At 42.9% G+C, this 19,298-nt stretch carries 19 protein-coding genes and 1 riboswitch; of the genes, 3 read left to right on the forward strand and 16 right to left on the reverse strand.

Features of this window, described 5'->3' with window-relative positions:
• Positions 1-102 precede the first annotated feature (102 nt).
• From ACEE44_RS02280 to ACEE44_RS02305, 6 genes are all read right to left on the reverse strand, one after another.
• Positions 103-2,670, reverse strand: coding sequence for a type I restriction-modification system subunit M (locus tag ACEE44_RS02280; protein ID WP_449171114.1), 2,568 nt, complete (start codon positions 2,668-2,670; stop codon positions 103-105).
• Between the two features lie 411 nt (positions 2,671-3,081).
• On the reverse strand, positions 3,082-3,432 hold the full coding sequence (locus tag ACEE44_RS02285; protein WP_253216759.1) for a PBECR3 domain-containing polyvalent protein: 351 nt from the start codon (positions 3,430-3,432) through the stop codon (positions 3,082-3,084).
• A gap of 132 nt (positions 3,433-3,564) precedes the next feature.
• Positions 3,565-3,999: a SprT family protein gene (locus ACEE44_RS02290; RefSeq protein WP_449171115.1), complete on the reverse strand. Its 435-nt coding sequence runs from the start codon at positions 3,997-3,999 to the stop codon at positions 3,565-3,567.
• Positions 3,986-6,142, reverse strand: coding sequence for a Tex family protein (locus ACEE44_RS02295; RefSeq protein ID WP_449171116.1), 2,157 nt, complete (start codon positions 6,140-6,142; stop codon positions 3,986-3,988). Before ACEE44_RS02295 ends, ACEE44_RS02290 begins: the two co-directional genes overlap by 14 nt.
• Before the next feature lie 77 nt (positions 6,143-6,219).
• On the reverse strand, positions 6,220-7,062 hold the full coding sequence (locus ACEE44_RS02300) for an aldo/keto reductase (RefSeq protein WP_449171117.1): 843 nt from the start codon (positions 7,060-7,062) through the stop codon (positions 6,220-6,222).
• A gap of 111 nt (positions 7,063-7,173) precedes the next feature.
• Entirely contained in the window at positions 7,174-7,689 is a 516-nt protein-coding gene (locus ACEE44_RS02305; protein WP_449171118.1) for a QueT transporter family protein, read from the reverse strand.
• Positions 7,687-7,788: riboswitch (PreQ1 riboswitch) on the reverse strand. It overlaps the preceding gene by 3 nt.
• A gap of 29 nt (positions 7,789-7,817) precedes the next feature.
• On the opposite strand from ACEE44_RS02305, the gene ACEE44_RS02310 reads away from it, so the two are divergent.
• Positions 7,818-8,255 carry a GtrA family protein gene (locus tag ACEE44_RS02310; RefSeq protein WP_332412329.1) on the forward strand — a complete coding sequence of 146 codons (438 nt, stop codon included), beginning with the start codon at positions 7,818-7,820 and terminating at the stop codon, positions 8,253-8,255.
• 47 nt (positions 8,256-8,302) lie between these two features.
• Here the strand turns inward: ACEE44_RS02310 and ACEE44_RS02315 are convergent, their stop codons facing one another.
• The 5 genes from ACEE44_RS02315 to metK form a co-directional block, all read right to left on the reverse strand.
• Positions 8,303-9,226: a YihY/virulence factor BrkB family protein gene (locus ACEE44_RS02315; RefSeq protein WP_449171119.1), complete on the reverse strand. Its 924-nt coding sequence runs from the start codon at positions 9,224-9,226 to the stop codon at positions 8,303-8,305.
• A 23-nt stretch (positions 9,227-9,249) separates the two neighbouring features.
• Complete coding sequence (locus ACEE44_RS02320; RefSeq protein ID WP_172000244.1) at positions 9,250-10,110, reverse strand: methionyl aminopeptidase; 861 nt, start codon at positions 10,108-10,110, stop codon at positions 9,250-9,252.
• Positions 10,111-10,120: 10 nt separating this feature from the next.
• Positions 10,121-10,678: a GNAT family N-acetyltransferase gene (locus tag ACEE44_RS02325; protein WP_449171120.1), complete on the reverse strand. Its 558-nt coding sequence runs from the start codon at positions 10,676-10,678 to the stop codon at positions 10,121-10,123.
• Positions 10,679-10,754: 76 nt separating this feature from the next.
• On the reverse strand, positions 10,755-12,014 hold the full coding sequence (locus ACEE44_RS02330; protein WP_449171121.1) for a UDP-N-acetylglucosamine 1-carboxyvinyltransferase: 1,260 nt from the start codon (positions 12,012-12,014) through the stop codon (positions 10,755-10,757).
• A 236-nt stretch (positions 12,015-12,250) separates the two neighbouring features.
• A complete protein-coding gene (metK, locus tag ACEE44_RS02335; RefSeq protein WP_449171122.1) occupies positions 12,251-13,444 on the reverse strand; it encodes a methionine adenosyltransferase in 1,194 nt (397 codons plus the stop codon).
• A gap of 367 nt (positions 13,445-13,811) precedes the next feature.
• Here metK and ACEE44_RS02340 point away from each other — a divergent pair, with 367 nt between their 5' ends.
• Positions 13,812-14,747, forward strand: a complete 936-nt coding sequence (locus tag ACEE44_RS02340; protein ID WP_449171123.1) for a hypothetical protein — start codon at positions 13,812-13,814, stop codon at positions 14,745-14,747.
• Between the two features lie 31 nt (positions 14,748-14,778).
• On the opposite strand, the gene ACEE44_RS02345 is transcribed toward ACEE44_RS02340, so the two are convergent.
• The 4 genes from ACEE44_RS02345 to ACEE44_RS02360 all read right to left on the reverse strand — a co-directional run bounded on the left by ACEE44_RS02345 (position 14,779) and on the right by ACEE44_RS02360 (position 17,941).
• On the reverse strand, positions 14,779-15,246 hold the full coding sequence (locus ACEE44_RS02345) for a deoxycytidylate deaminase (protein WP_449171124.1): 468 nt from the start codon (positions 15,244-15,246) through the stop codon (positions 14,779-14,781).
• Between the two features lie 16 nt (positions 15,247-15,262).
• Complete coding sequence (locus tag ACEE44_RS02350) at positions 15,263-16,000, reverse strand: hypothetical protein (protein ID WP_449171125.1); 738 nt, start codon at positions 15,998-16,000, stop codon at positions 15,263-15,265.
• 1 nt (position 16,001) lies between these two features.
• Positions 16,002-17,036, reverse strand: coding sequence for a M42 family metallopeptidase (locus ACEE44_RS02355; RefSeq protein WP_449171126.1), 1,035 nt, complete (start codon positions 17,034-17,036; stop codon positions 16,002-16,004).
• Positions 17,037-17,116: 80 nt separating this feature from the next.
• Entirely contained in the window at positions 17,117-17,941 is an 825-nt protein-coding gene (locus ACEE44_RS02360) for an ADP-ribosylglycohydrolase family protein (RefSeq protein ID WP_332413462.1), read from the reverse strand.
• A 93-nt stretch (positions 17,942-18,034) separates the two neighbouring features.
• On the opposite strand from ACEE44_RS02360, the gene birA reads away from it, so the two are divergent.
• Positions 18,035-18,991: a bifunctional biotin--[acetyl-CoA-carboxylase] ligase/biotin operon repressor BirA gene (birA, locus tag ACEE44_RS02365; protein WP_449171127.1), complete on the forward strand. Its 957-nt coding sequence runs from the start codon at positions 18,035-18,037 to the stop codon at positions 18,989-18,991.
• On the opposite strand, the gene ACEE44_RS02370 is transcribed toward birA, so the two are convergent.
• Positions 18,957-19,145, reverse strand: a complete 189-nt coding sequence (locus ACEE44_RS02370) for a DUF3272 family protein (RefSeq protein ID WP_105124727.1) — start codon at positions 19,143-19,145, stop codon at positions 18,957-18,959. The genes birA and ACEE44_RS02370 overlap by 35 nt on opposite strands.
• Positions 19,146-19,298: the final 153 nt, after the last annotated feature.

A 19,298-nucleotide genomic window follows, 5' to 3' on the forward strand; every position in this document is an offset into this window, starting at 1 on the left:
TCGATTTTTCTTCTATTTTCAGAAAATGACCGAAAAGGATTGCTGGTGTTTTTCTGTTACTGTTTCTGAACGGTCTTTGTAAGAAAATTTCTGTCGCATTTATCATGATAACACCACCAGTTCTTTCATCAGATTTTCAAGTTCTGTTTCAAGCAGAGCGATTTCCGCATCCATATCGTCCAAGGTTTCGGCATAGCGATTGTGAAGTTCTTCGATAATGGCAATTTCTGCCTTTAATGGCAATTCAACCAACTCAAGTGCCTTATCAGTCACATGACCAAACCATTTTTTATAGAGGAGTTGGTCGATTTCTTCATCTGTCAAGACTGGGATACGATTGGACACCAATTCCTTGAGTTCCTGCTCCTTGGTCTTGATTTCCTTAGCTACTGTAGACTTTTCCTTGGATAGGTCATCTACCTGCTTCAAGAAGCCAAATTCCGTAGAGCCTTTTACTGCTTCTTTCAGAGCAGCCTTGACCAATTTGCCTTCAAAACTATCCAGTGCTTCGCCATCTTCATTCTTTTTCATGACATCAAAGAGGGCATTATACTCCTCGCTATCTTCCACCTTGGCATTTTCAACCAATTCGCTGACTTCACTGTCAATTTCTGAAATCCTGTTTTTCAGGCTGTCAATATGGGCAAGTTCATCACCGTAGCACTCACTAGCAATCAGGCTATTTGGAATAATCACCCCATTCCAACCATCTTGAACCTTCTCCTTGTTCTTCCCTTTAGCCACCATATTGGGCTCACGGGTACGCCCAGCCTCATAAAAGCCTAATTGCTCAATCAACTCTGCATCATGGGTCAAGGTCTTGGTCCAAATTTCTGCGATGATTTGATAGCCTTCGTAGATATCAATTTGGTCAAATTGTGACAAGCGTTTCTTAATGTCTGCCAACATAGCTTCTTTCAATAATCTTGTATTGGTTTCCGTTTGTAAACGGTGCAATTTTGTCCAATATTCTTCGATAAAGGCCGCAATAGTTGACTGGACTTGTTCATATTCTGCCCGAACAACTGGGCTGGATAAGACTGCTCTTGAAAACTCTTCAAGGGTCTGATTCAAAGTTAAGTAGCCTGGACGGTTTTCACTAAAGGCATTGTCCAAAACCTCTTTGACTGTCTGATTGAGCACCCTCAAGGACTGAATATTTTTCTTTGGAATACCACCATATAGATGCGCATCCACATCATGAGGAATTTCTTCATCCAGGGCAGTCACATAGCGTGGAATATTCATGTTATAGTCATTTTGGATCAATTCCTGACGACTTGCCAAGTGACTGTAGCCATCTTCTTCCGTTCTGTTCGTATAGACATCTACAATCTTTGCGATGTCCTTTTCTTGCAAGGCATTTTGCTTACCAGCCTTGATAAAGTTGCGTGAGGCATCGATAAAGAGTACAGGCTCATTCAAATCCCGATTTTTCTTGAGAATGATGATACAAACTGGAATACCAGTGTTGGTAAAGAGGTTGCTTGGCAAACCGATAACGGCATCAATCTGATTTTTTTCCAAGAGGCGTTTGCGGATTTCACCCTCAGCTGCTCCGCGGAAGAGAACACCATGTGGTAAGACAATGGCCATGGTTCCTTGGGTTCCCAGGTGATAGAGGCCGTGTAAAAGGAAGGCAAAGTCGCCTTTTGAGTCAGGGGGAAGAACACCAGCGATTTCAAAACGTGGGTCGCTAGGTTTCAAGCCTGAACGATTCCAATTTTTTACAGAATAAGGAGGGTTCATGACCACTGCATCAAACTGGACACCTTCATTTGGACGTTCCGGATCTTCTGGCCAGTCTTGCGATAGGGTATCACCATTTTTAATGCTCATTTTTTCCGGACGGACACCGTGGAGCAAGAGGTTCATGCGGGTCAAGTTATAGGTAGCTGTATTTTTCTCCTGACCGTAGTAGTTTAAGCTTTTTTGTTTGTCTTCTGACAGGTGTTTTTTTACGGTCAAAAGGAGGGAACCTGACCCAACCGTTGGGTCATAAATAGAAGAAATAGATGAGTTGGTTGCGACAATCTGAGCCATGACTTCGCTGACTTGGTGAGGCGTGTAGAACTCACCCGCCTTTTTACCAGATTCCATGGCAAATTGACCAATCAGGTATTCATAAGCATCTCCCAAGACATCTCCATTTTGCAGGGCAACCATGTCCAAATCCTCGAACAAACGGATGAGGGCTTGAATATTTTTACTGCGTTCATTGAGATTGCTTCCCAATGCTGTATCTGTCAAGTCAAGGGTTGAGCTGGCAAATAGACCTTGAAAATCATCCGAACCATTAGCAACAGCGATACTCCGCTCAAACTGGCTCAAGCTGTCCGTTACTTTTTGGACTTCAAACCTACCCTCATTCATATCCTTGACCCAGGTTTGATAGAGGTGCTCAGGACGGACAAAATAACCCAAAACATCCTGGATCATCTTTTCCAATTCCGTACCGTATTCTTGGTGGGCAAGGATGTACTCTTGATACCAATTGCTCTCATTTCCCACACCTGCTGTTGAAGCAAATGTTTTCAGGGTTTGGTCACTTAAAAACTTATAGAACATGAGCCCAAGCATATAGTCCTTATAACGACTGGCATCCATAGAGCCACGGAGTTCATTGGCACCATTCCATAGACGTAATTTAATCTCTTCAGAAGTAATCATATTTTCTCCTTATTCTTTATAACTTACGCCCAGAAACAGCGTAAGGGCTTTCTATAAAATTATATCATGTTACAAAATAAAATTCTTTATTTATCTTGAACAATATAATGACTTTGCTTATCATTTTTTATGCTTCAAAAAAATCTCCCAATCAGCTAGCAAACAAAAAATCAGTCGACTAATCCATCGACTGAAAGCTCTCAAGCAAAAACTTCTATGTACTTATTTTATTTTGATTGCAATAACATACAAAAATACGACCTATTTTCTTCAAAACAAAAAGGAGACTAAGTGTCTCCAAAATTTTTTGATAAAAAACATCGGTAGGGTGGCATTCCTACATCTCTTTCAGACCCAATGGGTGTGGCGGCTGCCTGTTCCGCCCTCGGTGTTTTCTCTAGTTATATTATATCACATTTTTTTCGTTCTGCCAGCTTTAATGTAATTTTCTAACTTAGTATCTTTAATAACATACATTGTTCTAACCATCAATTTATCACTTAATCTTACAGCAACTAGAACATTTCCATCTAACTGCTTAATATACTCTAAGGATTGACCATTTGGATGCTGCCCAACATAATCTGGATGTTGAATAATTTCATTGATACGCTCAAATGTACTATCAAAATCAACAAATTCATCCCTATGTTTTTCCATGTGTTTTTTTCGTTTAGGAGATAACCAGATTTCAGTTCCCTCTGCTAGAGATAATCCAAATTCCTCAATGATTTTCTTTGATAATTGACCGACTATTTTCATAACTATATTTTATCATTTTTCAAAAAATTTTTATATGTATTTTTAAAGGTAATCAACTTATTAAGTGTTCTACAATTCACTAATCCATAGAACTAAGTCCAATTCAAGGTATTAGCTCTGCTTTTTTTCGGTTTAAATTATTTTCTCTAAAAGCCCCCGACATTTCCCACATCGGTATTTTTTTAGGTCAATGCGGCGCTTGCGCTGGTAGACTTGTCCACAGGACTGACAGCTGTAAATCAAACTCGGCTTGGCAGCTTGTTCCAGTTTGGGAGCATAGCGCAGGCCGTCCACCGCAGCCAGCAGTTCCTTGAAGTCCTTGTCCCCATGCCGATAGCCTTTCTTCTCATGGTAGAGATGGTAGTGGCAGATCTCATGACGGACAATCTTCCGAAAGACTTCTAAGCCTTGCTCCTCCAAGTGCTTGGGATTAAAGTCCAAGTGGCCATCATTAGGAAAAAAGCGACCACCCGTTGAGCGTAATCGTCTGTTCCAGATTGCTACATGCCGAAATTCCATTCCGAAGTCTTGCAAGGAGACTTCCTGCACATACTTATTCAGATCCATTTGGTTTCAAGAGGCTAAGACCGATACGATTGCGTTTGATATCCACTTCGACCACCCAGACGGTTACAATTTCCCCAACAGCGAGGACTTCGCTTGGATGTGGTAAGACTTGTTGGCGTCCATTCTTATCCCGTTTGCGCTTGACCATGCGTGAAATGTGGACTAGACCATCCTCGTGGACACCGATATCCACAAAGGCTCCAAAGTCCACAATATTGCGGACCGTGCCTTGCAATTCCTGTCCGACTACCAAGTCCTTGACATCCAAGACATCTTGGCGGAGGACTGGCGCTTCAAAGTCATCCCGTAAATCACGACCTGGCTTGAGCAAGTCTGCGACGATATCCTTCAAGGTTTCCTGACCGACACCTATTTTTTCTGCTGTATCTGCGATGGCAACCTGCTTTAATTTTTCCTGCGCAGCCTCATCTAAGTGGTCAATGTCTAGCAGTGCCAACAAGTTCTCTACAGCCTTGTAAGACTCAGGGTGCACGCCAGTATTGTCCAAGAAGTTAGTCGCATCTGGGATGCGCAAGAAACCAGCTGCCTGCTCAAAGGCCTTATCACCCAGACGAGGTACCTTTTTGAGCTGCTGACGAGAGGTCAGAGCACCATTTTCCTCGCGGTACTTGACGATGTTCTCTGAGATGGTCTTGTTAAGACCAGCCACGTGAGCCAGAAGGGCAGGACTGGCCGTATTGACATTGACACCGACCTGGTTGACCACCGTATCAACCACAAAGTCCAGGCTCTCAGACAGAGATTTCTGGTTGACATCGTGCTGGTACTGGCCGACACCGATGGACTTGGGATCAATTTTGACCAGTTCAGCCAGAGGGTCTTGCAGACGGCGGGCGATGGAAATGGCAGAGCGTTTTTCCACAGGTAGGTCTGGAAACTCATATCTGGCCAGTTCAGAAGCTGAGTAGACAGAGGCTCCGCTTTCATTGACGATGACGTAAGAAACTTCTGGGAAATCCTTGAGCAAATCAGCGACGAAAGCTTCAGACTCACGGCTGGCCGTTCCATTTCCGATAGCAATGATTTCCACTTGGTATTGTCCAATCAGGTCTGCCAAGTCTTTTTTTGCCTGAGCAATTTGGCGCTGACCAGCCGGCTCAACTGGATAGATGACCTGGGTTGTCAAGAGTTTTCCCGTCTGGTCTACAACCGCCAACTTAGCACCTGTCCGAAAGGCAGGGTCAAAACCAAGGACAACCTTGCCTTTGAGGGGAGATACAAGGAGCAGATTTCGTAGGTTTTTAGAGAAGAGCTGGATAGCTCCTTCTTCTGCTTCTTCCGTCAATTCTGTTCGAATACGACGCTCCATAGCAGGCAAAATTTTCTTCTTGATAGCCTGCTGGATCACATCCTTGATATAGCTATTAGACTGTGGAAAACGTAGCTCAAAGAAACGAACCATTTTATCCACATTGTGTTCAAAAGAAACCTTGAGAATACCTAGTTTCTCACCGCGGTTAATGGCCAGAGTCTTATAGCCCTGCATCTTCGCCACTTTCTCAGAAAAATCATAGTAAATCTGAAAGACTTCTTTTTCATCTGCTTCTTGATCTTTTAGCTCTGAAGTAAGGTTTGAATTGGTCTGTACTTCATGGTAAACCCAGGCCCGAAGCTTATTGTCTTCTGAGATAGCTTCGACCAAAATATCCACAGCCCCAGCCAAACAAGCCTGAGCAGTATCAAAACCTTCACAGATGAAACTAGCAGCCTGTTCTTCCAAGTCAGCCACATTCTGCAAAATTAGACGAGCCAGCGGGAACAGTCCAGCCTCACGCGCCACCGTTGCCTTGGTCCGACGTTTTTCCTTATAAGGCAGGTAGAGTTCTTCCACATCTGCCAACTTTTCCGCTTCCTCGATAGCCTGACGGAGCTGGTCTGTCAATTTGCCTTGTTCTGCAATCTTGGCAAGGACGGTAGCCTTACGTTCAGCAAGAGCAGTCAAGGCCTTATCCCGATCAATGATAGACTTGATGACTACTTCATCCAAATTCCCCGTCACATCCTTCCGATAACGAGCAATAAAGGGAATGGTATTACCTTCAGCCGTCAAAGAGAGGACCGTATCAATCTGTTTTAAACTTACGCCCAATTCCTGAGCAATTTTCAAATATTTTTCTTCCATAGCTACTATTATAGCATGAAAGCGGTAGGTTGGAGATGACAAAAGAGTATGCTGCAATGACAACATACTCTTTTATATTAAAATTCTGCCAAATCCGGATCCAACTGGCCTTTTAGGCCTGTCAATGTATCCAACTGAGCAACTGCTTCTGGACTAATGACCAAATCTTCTATCTCCAAATTTGCCTTGATGTTTTCTGGGCTGGTTGATTTTGGTAGTGGCAAGAAGCCTTTTTCCAAGGACCAAGCTAATGCCAGTTGGGCTACACTGCAACCTGCTTCCTTAGCCAAATCTGCTGCCTCTTGGCTTTGGAAAAGAGTACCTGTACCAAATGGACTATAGGCCTCCAAGAGAATGCCCTTGGATTTACAGTAGGCCACTAATTCTGTCTGAGGAGTTCCTGGGGCCAGCATAATCTGGTTGACCATGGGTGTGATTTCAGCCGTTTCAAGCAAGCCTTCCAGGTGATGTTCCATAAAGTTAGACACCCCGATAGCCTTGACCTTACCTGCACGATACAAGTCTTCCAAGGCTTTCCAAACTTGGGCATTGCGCTCCTTCCAGCCGATACCGTCACGAATAGCCTTAGGATTGGGCCAGTGGATAAGGAGTAGGTCCAGATAATCCACGCCCAGCTTGGACATGGATTCCTCAACTGATGCCAGTGTGTCCTCCACATCAACCTTGTCATTCCAGACCTTTGTTGTCAGGAAAATATCCTCACGCGCCACACCGCTATCAGCAATGGCCTGACCGACGCTGGCTTCGTTGCCGTAAATTTGAGCCGTGTCAATGTGACGATAACCTGCTTCCAAAGCGTAGAGAACCGCACGATGCGCTTCTTCCCCGTCTGGAATTTGCCAGGTGCCAAAGGCAATTTTGGGAATGGAAACACCATTTGATAATTGATATGTCTTCATAAAAGACCTCCTATATGTTCTAGTTCCAGTATAACCTAAATTGTAAGCCCTGACAAAAATTTTGTAGAAAAAAGAGACCCGAAGGTGTCTGCCCACATTTATCTTTAAAACTTATCTTTCGAAATTGATTTTTTTCGCTAACTTATCAATCACTACTGCACCAACCAATAGGGACAGCAATTCTCCACCTGCAGTTGTCAGCCAAGTCAAGAAGAATGGCAAATCATACAAGAATTTCAACTCTAGAGCGATTGTAAACATGGTCGCTGAAAAAAAGAATGAGAAATAGAAGAATGCCTTGTTAAACAAGCCTCCGAAGAGATAGTCCTTCTTGTATTTTTCAAATAGGAACACCCCAAGGCTAACAAAGATAAGGGTTGAAAATCCACCTACAAAGAGGTCAATGACACCGAAACCAATCAAGTTAGAAATCATACAACCGATGGTCACGGCAATAATATACTTACGGTTGTAAAAGGCCAAGAAATTGAGCATTTCTGACAAGCGGAACTGAATGGCTCCGAAGGAAATGGCATTCAATGGTGGTGTCAGAGTCAAAGCCACATAGATGGCCGCGACAAGAGCGATTTCTGCCAAATCTCTGGCAGTCCATTTAGATGTATTCATGAAAATTCTCCTTTAGCAAAATGCTTGTAATATGCTTGGGTAAAGTGAGCAAGCCCCAAGGGTCGTTGAAAATTCAACAACGTTGTCTAGTATAGCATATTTTCCGAAAAAATGATAGACTAGTTCATATGAAAAAACTATTTTATCAACTCATAAACAACGAAGTCATTCTTTATTTGATTGCAGGTGTCGCAACAACCCTTGTCTATATGGTCACTCGAATGGGACTATTTTTAGTCATTCCTTCCATTCTATTGGTTACTCTTTTGGCCAATGCTGTTGCCATTCTCTTTGCCTTCTGGACCAACGACCGTTTCGTTTTCAAACAAGCCAGAGAGGGTTGGCCACAACGACTGGTCAAGTTTGCTACAGCACGTATTTCAACCTTGGTTTTGGATATGTTATTAGCTTATTTGCTAGTACAAGCCTATCCACAATTGATTGGACAGTTTGTCAACCATGATTTGACACTAGTCAATGCCGTCGCCACACTCTTCTCTCAAGTCCTGATCATTGTGGTCAACTATTTCTTGAGTAAATTATTTATTTTTAAAGATAAGAAATGAGGCTCCGTACGGAACCTCGTTTTTATATATAACTTGTTTTTCCTCCCTCATTCTTTATCAATCGGTGTAAATCTCCCCTTAATCCTATTCAAAATCGAGACAAAGTCCCCATCTCTTTCGTGAAATTCTTCGACCTGCATACTTTGAACACTAGCATTGATGACCGCACCAATGATCAACACTTGGGCCATAAAAATAAACCAAAGCATAAAAACAAGGAAAATAACGGCTGTAACCATCCTAAAATCCAGCAAGCGATTGGCATAATTGTCCACATAGATAGTGAAAAGCTTGCCAAAGGATGCCATAACCAAAAGAACAAAGCTTGTTCCAGGCAGAATATAGCGGATTTTCTGAATACGAATATTGGGTAAGAAAAAATAAAGCATGATCAAGCCTGTAAATAAGGCGCTTAGCCCCACTAATTGCGTCTGACTAAGCAGACCTTTTAGCCACTGATTATCTAGCGGAAAAAGTTGACTAAGGTAAGAAATAATCACCTGACCAAAAGTCAGGAGGGTCATACTCAGCAGAATGATGACTTGTAAACCAATTCCTAAAAATATGCCTATCAAATGCCCGACAATAAAATCTCGATGCTCATTGATACCATAGGCCTTGTTGACGGCCTTTTGCAAGATGGTCATACTGCGCGACAGGGTCCACAGGGTCGTCGCAATCGAAATTCCTAACCAAGACGACGACGGCTTGGTCAAAATAGAGGTGATAAAGTCCGATAATGAAGGATAGAGCCTGTCAGGTACAAATTCAGCCACAACCGACAAAACCAAGTCAATGTCGAATGGAAAGTACGGAAGTAGATTGGCCAAGGTTAACAAGATCGGAAAAATACCGATTAGCAAATAATAGGCCACCGCCACACTGGTCACATCTATATCCGCATTCCGATAAAAAGAAAAGAAGGTCGAGCAGAATGTTTTCAAACCTTCAATAAATTTGGTTTTCTTCATTCCCTCTCCTTCTCTCTTGTATCTTAATAGGTCCCCTCTTCACCTTGACTAGTCAAGATAACTGGCCCATCCTTGGTGATGACGAATTGGTGTTCGTATTGGCAAGATAGACCACCATCAAGTGTTTTGTGAGCCCAGCCTGTCTTCATATCCGTGTCAATTTCCCAAGTGCCAGTGTTAATCATAGGCTCAATAGTCAAGACCATCCCCTCACGCAAGCGAAGTCCTCGGCCTTTTGTTCCATAGTGGGGAACCATTGGCTCTTCGTGGAAGGTTGGACCCACACCGTGACCCACCAAGTCACGAACAACACCATAGCCAAGACCCTCCGCATATTCTTGAATAGCAGCACCGATATCGCCGATACGATTGCCAACAACCGCTTGCTCAATACCACGATACAAACATTCCTTGGTCACATCCATCAAGTTTTGCACTTCTTCAGACACCTGACCAACTGCATAAGCCCAACAAGAATCCGCACAACCACCACGATAGGTTTGAGTGATTTTCTTCATAGCCTTGACATCATTGAAGTTTAGCTTAGACACATCAACAACTGATTTATCCAAAGGCTCACTAAGAACCATATCGACTTTCAGCAAATCACCTTCTTTAAGTTTGTAATGACGTGGAAAGGCATGAGCTACTTCATCGTTTAGCCCGCAGCAAGTTGCATATGGATAGTCCATCAACTCACCATCAACACCAATTTGAAGGGGCAAGACATTTTTTTCCTTACATGTTTTACGGACATATTCCTCTACTTCCCACATGTCCACACCTGGTTTGATGATGTCTCGCAAACCGATATGGATACCTGCTAGCACATCACCAGCACGGTTCATGGCATCAATTTCACGTTGAGATTTAATAGTAATCATTCATTTTCTCCTACATTTCTAAACTAAAATCAGCCCTTTTCAAGCTAAATTTCAAGTAATTTCTCATTTTATGGCTGTAGCGGTCACTCCCACGATATTGCTCCACTTGCACAAAACCTGTTTTTTGGGCAACCATCTGACTGGCCATATTTTCCTCATGGGTGATGATAGTCAGTTCTTTAAGACCGATTTCATAAAAGGCCAGAAAAATCAGATTTTTCACCGCTTCCGTCATCAGCCCTTGACCCCAGTAGTCTTTTTTTAGGAAATAGCTGAGCTCCGCAGTAAGTTGACGTTCTTCAAGTTTTTCAAAACAGAGCGCACCAATCATCCGACCTGAAGCCTGATCAATCAAGGCCCAATTTCCCAAAGGACTACGCATAAATTTCTCAACCATGGTCGCAAGAGTCATGTTCTTATCTTTCAAGGCTGGAAAGATAAAAGGAAGATTTTCAGGATGTGCAACAATCGCATAGAAATCATTCCCATCTTCATAAGAAAAGGGCCTCAAAATCAAGCGTTCTGTTTCAAAGCAAGCACATTTAGCTAGTCTTGTCCAAATTGTCATAGTGTACCCAAGGGGCTGAGAAATTTTCCCAGCCCCAGTTTGTTTGATTAAGTAAAAATTGTATTTGAGGGCCGTCCTAGTCCTCAATCAACTGAATGTCAGCCCCAAGCTCAGTCAATTTCTCAATAATGTTTGAGTAACCACGCAAGATAAACTCAATATTGGTAATTTCTGTGCGACCTTGGGCCATCAAACCAGCAATAACCATGGCAGCACCAGCCCGCAAATCCGTTGCCTTAACCGAGGCACCAGTCAATTGATTTGGACCTTCAAAGGCAATGTAATTGCTACGAGTTGAAATGTTTGCACCCATATTGGCCAATTCTTGCACATGACCGACACGTTTTTCATAAATGGTATCGATAATTTTTCCAGTTCCCTCTGCTGTCAAAAGGAGCGGTGTAATTGGTTGTTGCAAATCAGTTGCAAAGCCTGGATATGGTGAAGTTTTAATGCTCACCGCCTTCAATTTTTCTTGTTTTTCAACAAAGATACTGTCTTCAGAAACGGTCATGCGAACGCCCATTTCTTCCAACTTAGCGATAAAGCTTTCCAGGTGTTCATAAAGGACATTATCAATGCGGATACCTTCACCTACTGCGGCAGCAAGCGCAATATAGGTTCCAGCTTCAATTCGGTCTGGGATCACTTGGTGACGGGTTCCATGAAGGCTATCGACACCGTCGATAGTAATGATGTCTGTACCAGCACCACGAATATGGGCACCCATATTGTTAAGCAAGGTAGCTACATCAATGATTTCAGGCTCACGAGCTGCGTTTTCAATGACTGTACGACCCTCAGCTTTAACAGCAGCCAAAATCGTATTGATAGTTGCCCCAACGCTGACCACATCCATGAAGATGTGTGCTCCTTGAATACGTTGACCATTTGTCGCCAAACGCATGTATTCACCTTCATAAGTCGTTTCAGCACCCATGGCCGCAAATGCTTTCAAATGCAAATCAATCGGACGCGGTCCCAAATCACAGCCACCAGGCAAGCCCACAACTGCTTGACCGAAGCGACCAAGGAGGGAACCGTAGAAATAATAAGAGGCCCGCAAGCTATTGATTTTACCAAATGGCATAGGCATATCTTGTACACCACGAGGGTCAATTTCAAGCGTTTCCCCATCACGCTTAACAGTCGCCCCCATAGTTTCCATAATATCAATTAAACTATCAACATCTGAAATTGCTGGAACACCGTCTAGTGTGACAACACCGTCCGCCAAAATGATAGCCGGAATTAAGGCCACAACTGAGTTTTTGGCACCGCTAACAGTTACAGCTCCTTTCAGTATCTTTCCACCATTGATAACAATCTTTCTCATACTAACTAATCACTTTCTCTTATTAACATCATTAGAGTGGGGAATTACCATTTCCGAAAAGTCAATACCAAGTATTGAACCATTGCTTTTGACAAGTAGTACAACCATCCCTAATTGATTGCCTTAAAAAAGGCATACGTTTTATTCTACCACAAGGCAAGATAAAAAGCTAGATATTTGATACATAAAAGAAAGACAGGTCCTTTCGGACCTATCCTAAAAATCATCTATTTCTATCACTCATTTACAGCAGACTTTAATGCTTCTACCTTATCCAAGCGTTCCCATGGCAAGTCAATATCTGTCCGACCCATGTGACCATAGGCTGCCGTTTGCTTGTAAATCGGACGTTTGAGGTCTAGCATTTGAATAATACCAGCTGGACGGAGATCAAAAATCTGACGAACTGCAGCTTCTAATTTGCTCTCTGCTACTGTGCTCGTACCAAAGGTATCGATGCGAACTGAAACTGGGTGGGCAACACCGATGGCATAAGCCAGCTGAACTTCCGCCTTTTTAGCCAAACCAGCTGCGACGATATTTTTTGCGATGTAGCGTGCCGCATAAGATGCAGAACGGTCCACTTTTGTCGCATCCTTACCAGAGAAGGCACCGCCGCCATGACGAGAATAACCACCATAGGTATCAACGATAATCTTACGACCTGTCAGACCTGAGTCCCCTTGCGGACCACCAATAACAAAGCGACCCGTTGGATTGATAAAATAGTTGGTTTGGTCATCCAGATAATGAGCTGGAATAATGTCCTTAATGACACGCTCAATCACATCCTGACGAATTTGTTCTTGGCTAACTTCAGGATCATGCTGGGTTGAGATAACGACTGTATCCACACGAACAGGTTGATTGTTTTCATCATACTCAACTGTTACCTGTGACTTAGCATCTGGACGGAGATAAGTAATTTCACCAGATTTTCTCAACTCGGCCAAACGACGCACCAATTTGTGGCTCAGTGAAATGGGCAGTGGCATAAGTTCCGGCGTTTCATCTACCGCAAATCCAAACATGAGCCCTTGGTCACCTGCGCCAATCAAATCCAATGGATCTTGACTAGCATCTTGACGAGTTTCCAAGGCTTCATTGACGCCTTGGGCAATATCTGGCGATTGCTCTACAAGTGACGGATGAACCCCAACCGACTCGGCTGAAAAACCATACTCACCTTTTGTATAGCCAATCTCCGCAATCGTATCCCGTACCACACGGTTAATATCTACATAGGCAGTGGTTGAAATCTCACCAAAGACATGAACACTACCTGTGTAAACAGCCGTTTCCGCCGCTACGTGTGCATCTGGATCCTCTGTTAAAATAGCATCCAAAATAGCATCTGAAATCTGGTCAGCAATCTTGTCCGGATGTCCTTCCGATACTGACTCAGACGTAAACAACTTACGTTCTGACATAAAAATGTCCCCCTTAAAATATATTGTTACTAAGGTTACAAAGAACTAGTCGAAGACTAGTTCTTTGCAAAGACACCTGTCTTGAGCAAAGGAAAATTCCAGATACATAACGAGAAAGCAATAACTTCCAAGTATGTCTGAGAAGGTTCACTAGTCTGATAACTACCTTTTCGGGACTTAATAACTCTTTTATTGTACCACAGTTTGGTAAGAAATACGAAACAGTTCCATCATTTCCACAGACATCAGTTTCAACTCAAGTATTTTCCCCATCCCTAAATCACCCCAAAAACGATTACTTCCTATTCCATACCCTCTTCAAAAATGGTATACAAAAATGGTATAATAGTATAATGGAGGAATAAATATGAAAAAGTTAGTTTTCTATGGCAGTGTTACTTTACTCGTCTCATTGATGAGTGCCTGTGGTTCATCTACCACTTCTCCTACTACAACTTCTTCTACAGAAGAGGTAGATGTTACAGAAAATACTGCTGCCTACTCAAAAACCTATAGCCCGTACAGCATTACAGGAGAACCAGCCTCAGAAGGTGAAGATCTGGTTGTAGAGGACACTGAACGCAAAGAGGCCTACGATACCCTACAAGCATACAAAAAAAGTGTCAAAGACAAAGCGATTTTAAACGCTCTGTCGATTGTGGATGAATTTTATATTTCCAACAATACCTTACAAGCAACCCGAAAAGCCTACGGCGTCTCCTCTGAAACAGAAGTTTACCAAGAACTTTTTTCAACACTTTCAAAAAATATGGATGTCGATACCAAGTACTCCATGAAGTATCAAGGAGATACCTACAAACTCTCTGAAATCGGACCGAAAGCCTTAAAAGTCAATGTAAACTCCCTGCAAGAATCCGCAGCTTATGAGGTTGTTTATTCAAAATTTGAAGACCGAAAAGTCTATCTTCACTTACGCGTACCATACGTTGATACCTTTCAATACTATGCAGAAGCAACCTATCATGACAATTACCAAGAGTTTTTCTATCCATTAGAAGAAGCCTTAACTGAGGCTCAGTCTGAAGGTGATACTAGCAGAGCCTTGCTAACCCGTCTCCTTTATTATCTTGAGGCGGTTGGCGGTGAAGAAGGAAGCGTCAACCTACAAGGCATGAGTTGGGGACAACTACGAGACCTCTACCTAGTTCTAGATGTCAAAAAAAACCAATCTATTTCTCTCTCCTACGAAATGTTGGCAGCAATCAGTCAAATTGAGGCTAGTTCTGTTAACGAGAAATGGGAGGCTACATTCCAAAAATGGGAAGAAGAGATAAATAAATAAAAAGGTGCTCCATTTGGCACCTTTTCATTTTTTAGATCAATTCCGCATCCGCAATGGCTGCCCTGACTTCCTGCAAGGGCAGATGCACCAGTTCACACCCCTTTTCTTTATACAGGTAGTGGGCATAATCGTCCATGCGGTATTCATTGATATAAACCACTCGCTTGCAACCGACCTGAAGGAGCTGTTTGGAACAATTTAGGCAGGGGAAATGGGTCACATAGGCTGTAAATCCCTTGGGAATTCCTCGCTCTGCTCCCTGCAAAATAGCGTTGACTTCCGCGTGTAGAGTCCGCACACAGTGTCCATCAATCATCAGGCATTCCTGCTCTAAACAATGTTCGGTTCCTGAAACAGAACCATTGTACCCTGTTGCGATAACCTTATTGTCCTTAACCAAAACCGCACCGACCTTGGCCCGCTTACAGGTTGCCCGATTGGCAATCAAAAGAGCTTGGGCCGCAAAATATTCATCCCAGGCTAAACGATTTGTTGACATAATTTCTCCTCTCTTCTCAATCCATCATTCCATAGATTTCTGCTAGGTCTTGGGCTGTGATAATTCCTACTAAATCTTCTGGCGAGTGAATCTTTCCACCAGCTTGACGAGTGACCAAAACAGTTGTCCGTTTTCTTCCTTCAAAATGATTGATAAGCTGGTAAAGGCTTGTATCAGTTGGTAATACAAGCACCTGAATACTATCTTCCTCGCAAGCCAAGACATCAGCCAGACTGGCTTTTTCTAATTTTTCACGGATAGAGCCCGTTTCCTTACTAGCCTTGGCCAACCAATTTGCCAATCCCTTATCTGACACCAAGCCCTGATAGGACTTGCCTGAAAAGATAGGAAACTTGGAAACATGCTCACGCTCAACGATTTCTAAAGCCAGGGTCAACTTATCCCGACTATCAAACAGAATAGGCTTGATTTTCTGGGTCTTTTGCAAATAGGTTTCAATGGTCATGGGTGCTTGGTACTGGGCAATGACCTTTTCCAAAACTGAAATCAACTCCTGCGAAGGTTGAGCCACTTCTTTCAAGCCTGTTCGTCTCTCATGGACCATAAGATTGCGTAACTGCCGAGCTACATAGAGATTGTCCCAGTTGGCTTGGACAGGATTGACTGGGCTTAAGTCCTTGGCCTTGGCCAGCATGGAACCAACATCCGCATGTTCCCCATCCTCAACTTGACAGACCTTGCGCAAGACCTTATCCAGGTCATTAAAGAGCTCTAAAAAACGATTTTCATTCATCTTAGTCTACCATTGCTGATTTCAAATAAGCATCCACCATTCGCTCAGTCGCCTGTACGGAATCCAGATGGGTCCGCTCGTAGGAATGGCTAGACTCAATCCCCGCACCTAGTAGGGCGTGCTTAACATCTGCACCAGCTCGCATAGCCGCTGAAGCATCGGAACCGTAATAAGGATAAATGTCCAATTTATAAGGAATACCATCCCTCTCCGCCAAGGCTACCAAGTGTTGACGGAGTTCATAATGATATGGGCCTGAACCATCTTTGACACAGATAGAAACTGTGTACTCATCTGTCTGCTGGTCATCTCCCATTGCCCCCATATCCACCGCCAGATACTCAACCACCTGAGCAGGAATGCTGGAGTTGGCACCGTAACCAATTTCTTCATTATTGGAAAAATAGAAATGGGTCGTGTAAGGCAGGGTTACTCCTTCTTCCTTATAAACCTTCAAAAGATGGAGCAAGATAGCAGCTGAAACCTTGTCATCAAGGTGACGGCTCTTGATAAAGCCTGTTTCTGTCACAATAGTCCGCGGATCAAAGGAGATAAAGTCACCGACTTCAATCCCTAACGCCCGTGTCTGATCGGCACTGGTCACTTTTTCGTCCAAACGAATTTCCATATTGGTCTGGTTGCGCTCAGCGGTACTGGCATCCCGATAGACATGGACAGAGGTCTGATGCATTAAAATCGTACCCGTAAAGGTCTTGCCATTTTTTGCACAATGGATGAGGCAGTTTTCTCCCTCAATAGAAGGGTAACCAAATCCCCCCACCAAATCCATTTTTAGTCGGCCGTCTGGCTTGACTGCACGGACCATGGCACCCAAAGTGTCCAGGTGAGCAGTCAGCATCCGGTGTTGCTGGTCATTTTCTCCGAGAACTGTTACTAAAACGCCACCCTTAGCAGTCTTGATAGCCTCATAGCCGAAACTTTCCACTTCTGTCTTGATGTAGTTCATAATATCCGTCGTATAGCCTGTTGGCGACGGAGTGTTGGTTAGTTTAACGATGTAATCAAGTGTCTTCATGAAAACCTCCTTATTTTAAACTATTATAACACCTTTTTATCAGTAATCTTTCAAAGTTTAATAAATTTCTTCTTTGGAATTTAATGAGACAAAATAGAATCTATCAATTCCCTATTCTGTAAGGATTCTATCCAACTTTTAGGAATGGCTTCAAACCCATAAATGGCTCCTGCTAAAGCACCCGTGACAGCTCCAGTCGTATCCGTATCATCACCTAGATTAACTGCTAACAAAACCGCTTCAATAAAATTAGTAGAATGAAGTATGCACCACAAACTAGCTTCCAAAGTATGAACAACATAACCTGTTGATTTTATAGCTTCAATTGGTAATGAGAGCAGACAAGGAAGGCGGTCAAACGGTTTGGGATAGTCTTTATTACTGAGAAATTCATCAAGTTTTTCTCCCTTTAGTAAACTTTCCAAAAGTTCAATAAAAATAATACAGGCAAGTTTAGAAATGGGATGAGCATGGGTAATAGCTGACACCTCTGCAATTTCCCACCGACTTGTATTGAAAAAAGCAAGAGGAGCAATCCGCATTAAGGAACCATTTCCATTTGAACTAACATCTTCCAATCCTCTACCATTTATTAAGGCATGGCTAGTTGTCATACCATAGTCGAATACTTTGCCAGTTGCCGTATATTCAGCTTTGAACAGCCACTTACAAAATTGCTTACGCAGGTCCTCTATTCGAACACCATTATACGTCTTCAAAGAATCAAGGGTAGCTAATGTCATACTCGTATCATCTGACCAGGTACCTTCCGGCTGATAATAGGTTCCGTATCCAACCATTTCGCTTACCTTAAAACTCCCGCGTTCACAAAATTCAAAAGGAACTCCCAAAGCATCTCCAACAGCAATTCCATATATCACACTCTTCACCTGATAGCTATTCATAGTGCGGCCCTCCTATTATACAGTATATCATATAGATAAATTGTCTTGATTATCATTTTTTATTTACTACCTGACTTATGCTATAATGAAGACATGAAAACCTACCAGAAGATTTATTTACTGTTAAAAGAAAAAGAAGACTACATCAGCGGAGAGGATTTGGCACAGGAATTGGGTATTTCTCGGACTTCCATCTGGAAAGCTATTCGCCAGTTAGAGGCACATGGTCTGACCATTGAGGCAGCCCGCAATCGTGGTTACAAATTGGCCGAGGGGGATTTGCTACTGCCAGACTTGATTGCAGAAGAACTCCAACTACCTGTCCACATGAAAGCCGACAGTGATTCGACCCAGCTTGATGCTAAACAAGGCATTGAAGCAGGTCATGTCAGCCCAGCCCTCTACCTGGCTCCCCATCAGAACAAGGCCAAGGGCCGATTTGGGCGTCCATTTTATGCTTCCAAATCAGGCGGTATCTATATGTCCCTCCGCCTTTCTCCAAATGTCCCCTTCCTGGAATTTAAGCCCTACACCATTCTGGCTGCAGCCGCTGTTGTCAAGGCTGTCCGATCCCTCTGTGACCTGGATGTTCAAATCAAGTGGGTCAATGACATTTATCTAGGACAGAAAAAGGTAGCTGGCATTTTAACAGAAGCCATTTCCTCCATGGAAAACCAACGGGTGACCGATGTTATCATTGGAATTGGTATCAATGTTCATATCGATGATTTCCCAAAAGAACTCCAGCAATCCGCAGGAAACCTCTTTGACGACCAGCCACCATTTACCCGCAATCAGCTGATTACAGCCATCTGGAAAGCCTTTTTAGAAACCGATGAAAAAGATTTGATTGCTCTTTATAAAGAAAAATCACTTGTCGTGGGGCAACAAGTGAGCTTTGTAGAAAATCAGGTTGAATTCAGGGGAACTGCCATTGCCGTCACCGACACAGGCAATCTAGTCATCCAGCTAGATAACGGCAAGGCAAAAATCATCTCCAGCGGAGAAATCAGCCTTACTTCTTGGTCTGCTTCTCCACCAAACGAATAAATCGTGTCACCTTGTAGGCAAAGTGGAGATTACGAAAGGCGATGAAGGCAAAAATACCTGCAAGCAAAAAATCCTTGGAGAGAATAGAGATATTCATAAAGTAAACTGCAATAAGTGTCGAAATAGACAAGAAAAGAAATTGTGACATTTTCATAGCTAAATTATACCAAAAATTCAGTCCATCGGCTGAATTTTTTTACGCCTTCTTTCTATGTATGCTAGCTAAACAAGAAAGCACCAACTCAGTCGGTGCTTTCTTAAGGAGATTATGAAAAATATTTAGGATTGATTATAGTATACCTTAGTC

The organism is Streptococcus sp. 32226D021BW (genome assembly GCF_053545015.1).

What these genes read in the sequence shown, in the direction of transcription:
- ACEE44_RS02280 (WP_449171114.1), bottom strand. Translation starts at nt 2,670, where the DNA reads ATGATTACTTCTGAAGAGATTAAATTACGTCTATGGAATGGTGCCAAT.
- ACEE44_RS02285 (WP_253216759.1), bottom strand. Translation starts at nt 3,432, where the DNA reads ATGAAAATAGTCGGTCAATTATCAAAGAAAATCATTGAGGAATTTGGA.
- ACEE44_RS02290 (WP_449171115.1), bottom strand. Translation starts at nt 3,999, where the DNA reads ATGGATCTGAATAAGTATGTGCAGGAAGTCTCCTTGCAAGACTTCGGA.
- ACEE44_RS02295 (WP_449171116.1), bottom strand. Translation starts at nt 6,142, where the DNA reads ATGGAAGAAAAATATTTGAAAATTGCTCAGGAATTGGGCGTAAGTTTA.
- ACEE44_RS02300 (WP_449171117.1), bottom strand. Translation starts at nt 7,062, where the DNA reads ATGAAGACATATCAATTATCAAATGGTGTTTCCATTCCCAAAATTGCC.
- ACEE44_RS02305 (WP_449171118.1), bottom strand. Translation starts at nt 7,689, where the DNA reads ATGAATACATCTAAATGGACTGCCAGAGATTTGGCAGAAATCGCTCTT.
- ACEE44_RS02310 (WP_332412329.1), top strand. Translation starts at nt 7,818, where the DNA reads ATGAAAAAACTATTTTATCAACTCATAAACAACGAAGTCATTCTTTAT.
- ACEE44_RS02315 (WP_449171119.1), bottom strand. Translation starts at nt 9,226, where the DNA reads ATGAAGAAAACCAAATTTATTGAAGGTTTGAAAACATTCTGCTCGACC.
- ACEE44_RS02320 (WP_172000244.1), bottom strand. Translation starts at nt 10,110, where the DNA reads ATGATTACTATTAAATCTCAACGTGAAATTGATGCCATGAACCGTGCT.
- ACEE44_RS02325 (WP_449171120.1), bottom strand. Translation starts at nt 10,678, where the DNA reads ATGACAATTTGGACAAGACTAGCTAAATGTGCTTGCTTTGAAACAGAA.
- ACEE44_RS02330 (WP_449171121.1), bottom strand. Translation starts at nt 12,014, where the DNA reads ATGAGAAAGATTGTTATCAATGGTGGAAAGATACTGAAAGGAGCTGTA.
- metK (WP_449171122.1), bottom strand. Translation starts at nt 13,444, where the DNA reads ATGTCAGAACGTAAGTTGTTTACGTCTGAGTCAGTATCGGAAGGACAT.
- ACEE44_RS02340 (WP_449171123.1), top strand. Translation starts at nt 13,812, where the DNA reads ATGAAAAAGTTAGTTTTCTATGGCAGTGTTACTTTACTCGTCTCATTG.
- ACEE44_RS02345 (WP_449171124.1), bottom strand. Translation starts at nt 15,246, where the DNA reads ATGTCAACAAATCGTTTAGCCTGGGATGAATATTTTGCGGCCCAAGCT.
- ACEE44_RS02350 (WP_449171125.1), bottom strand. Translation starts at nt 16,000, where the DNA reads ATGAATGAAAATCGTTTTTTAGAGCTCTTTAATGACCTGGATAAGGTC.
- ACEE44_RS02355 (WP_449171126.1), bottom strand. Translation starts at nt 17,036, where the DNA reads ATGAAGACACTTGATTACATCGTTAAACTAACCAACACTCCGTCGCCA.
- ACEE44_RS02360 (WP_332413462.1), bottom strand. Translation starts at nt 17,941, where the DNA reads ATGAATAGCTATCAGGTGAAGAGTGTGATATATGGAATTGCTGTTGGA.
- birA (WP_449171127.1), top strand. Translation starts at nt 18,035, where the DNA reads ATGAAAACCTACCAGAAGATTTATTTACTGTTAAAAGAAAAAGAAGAC.
- ACEE44_RS02370 (WP_105124727.1), bottom strand. Translation starts at nt 19,145, where the DNA reads ATGAAAATGTCACAATTTCTTTTCTTGTCTATTTCGACACTTATTGCA.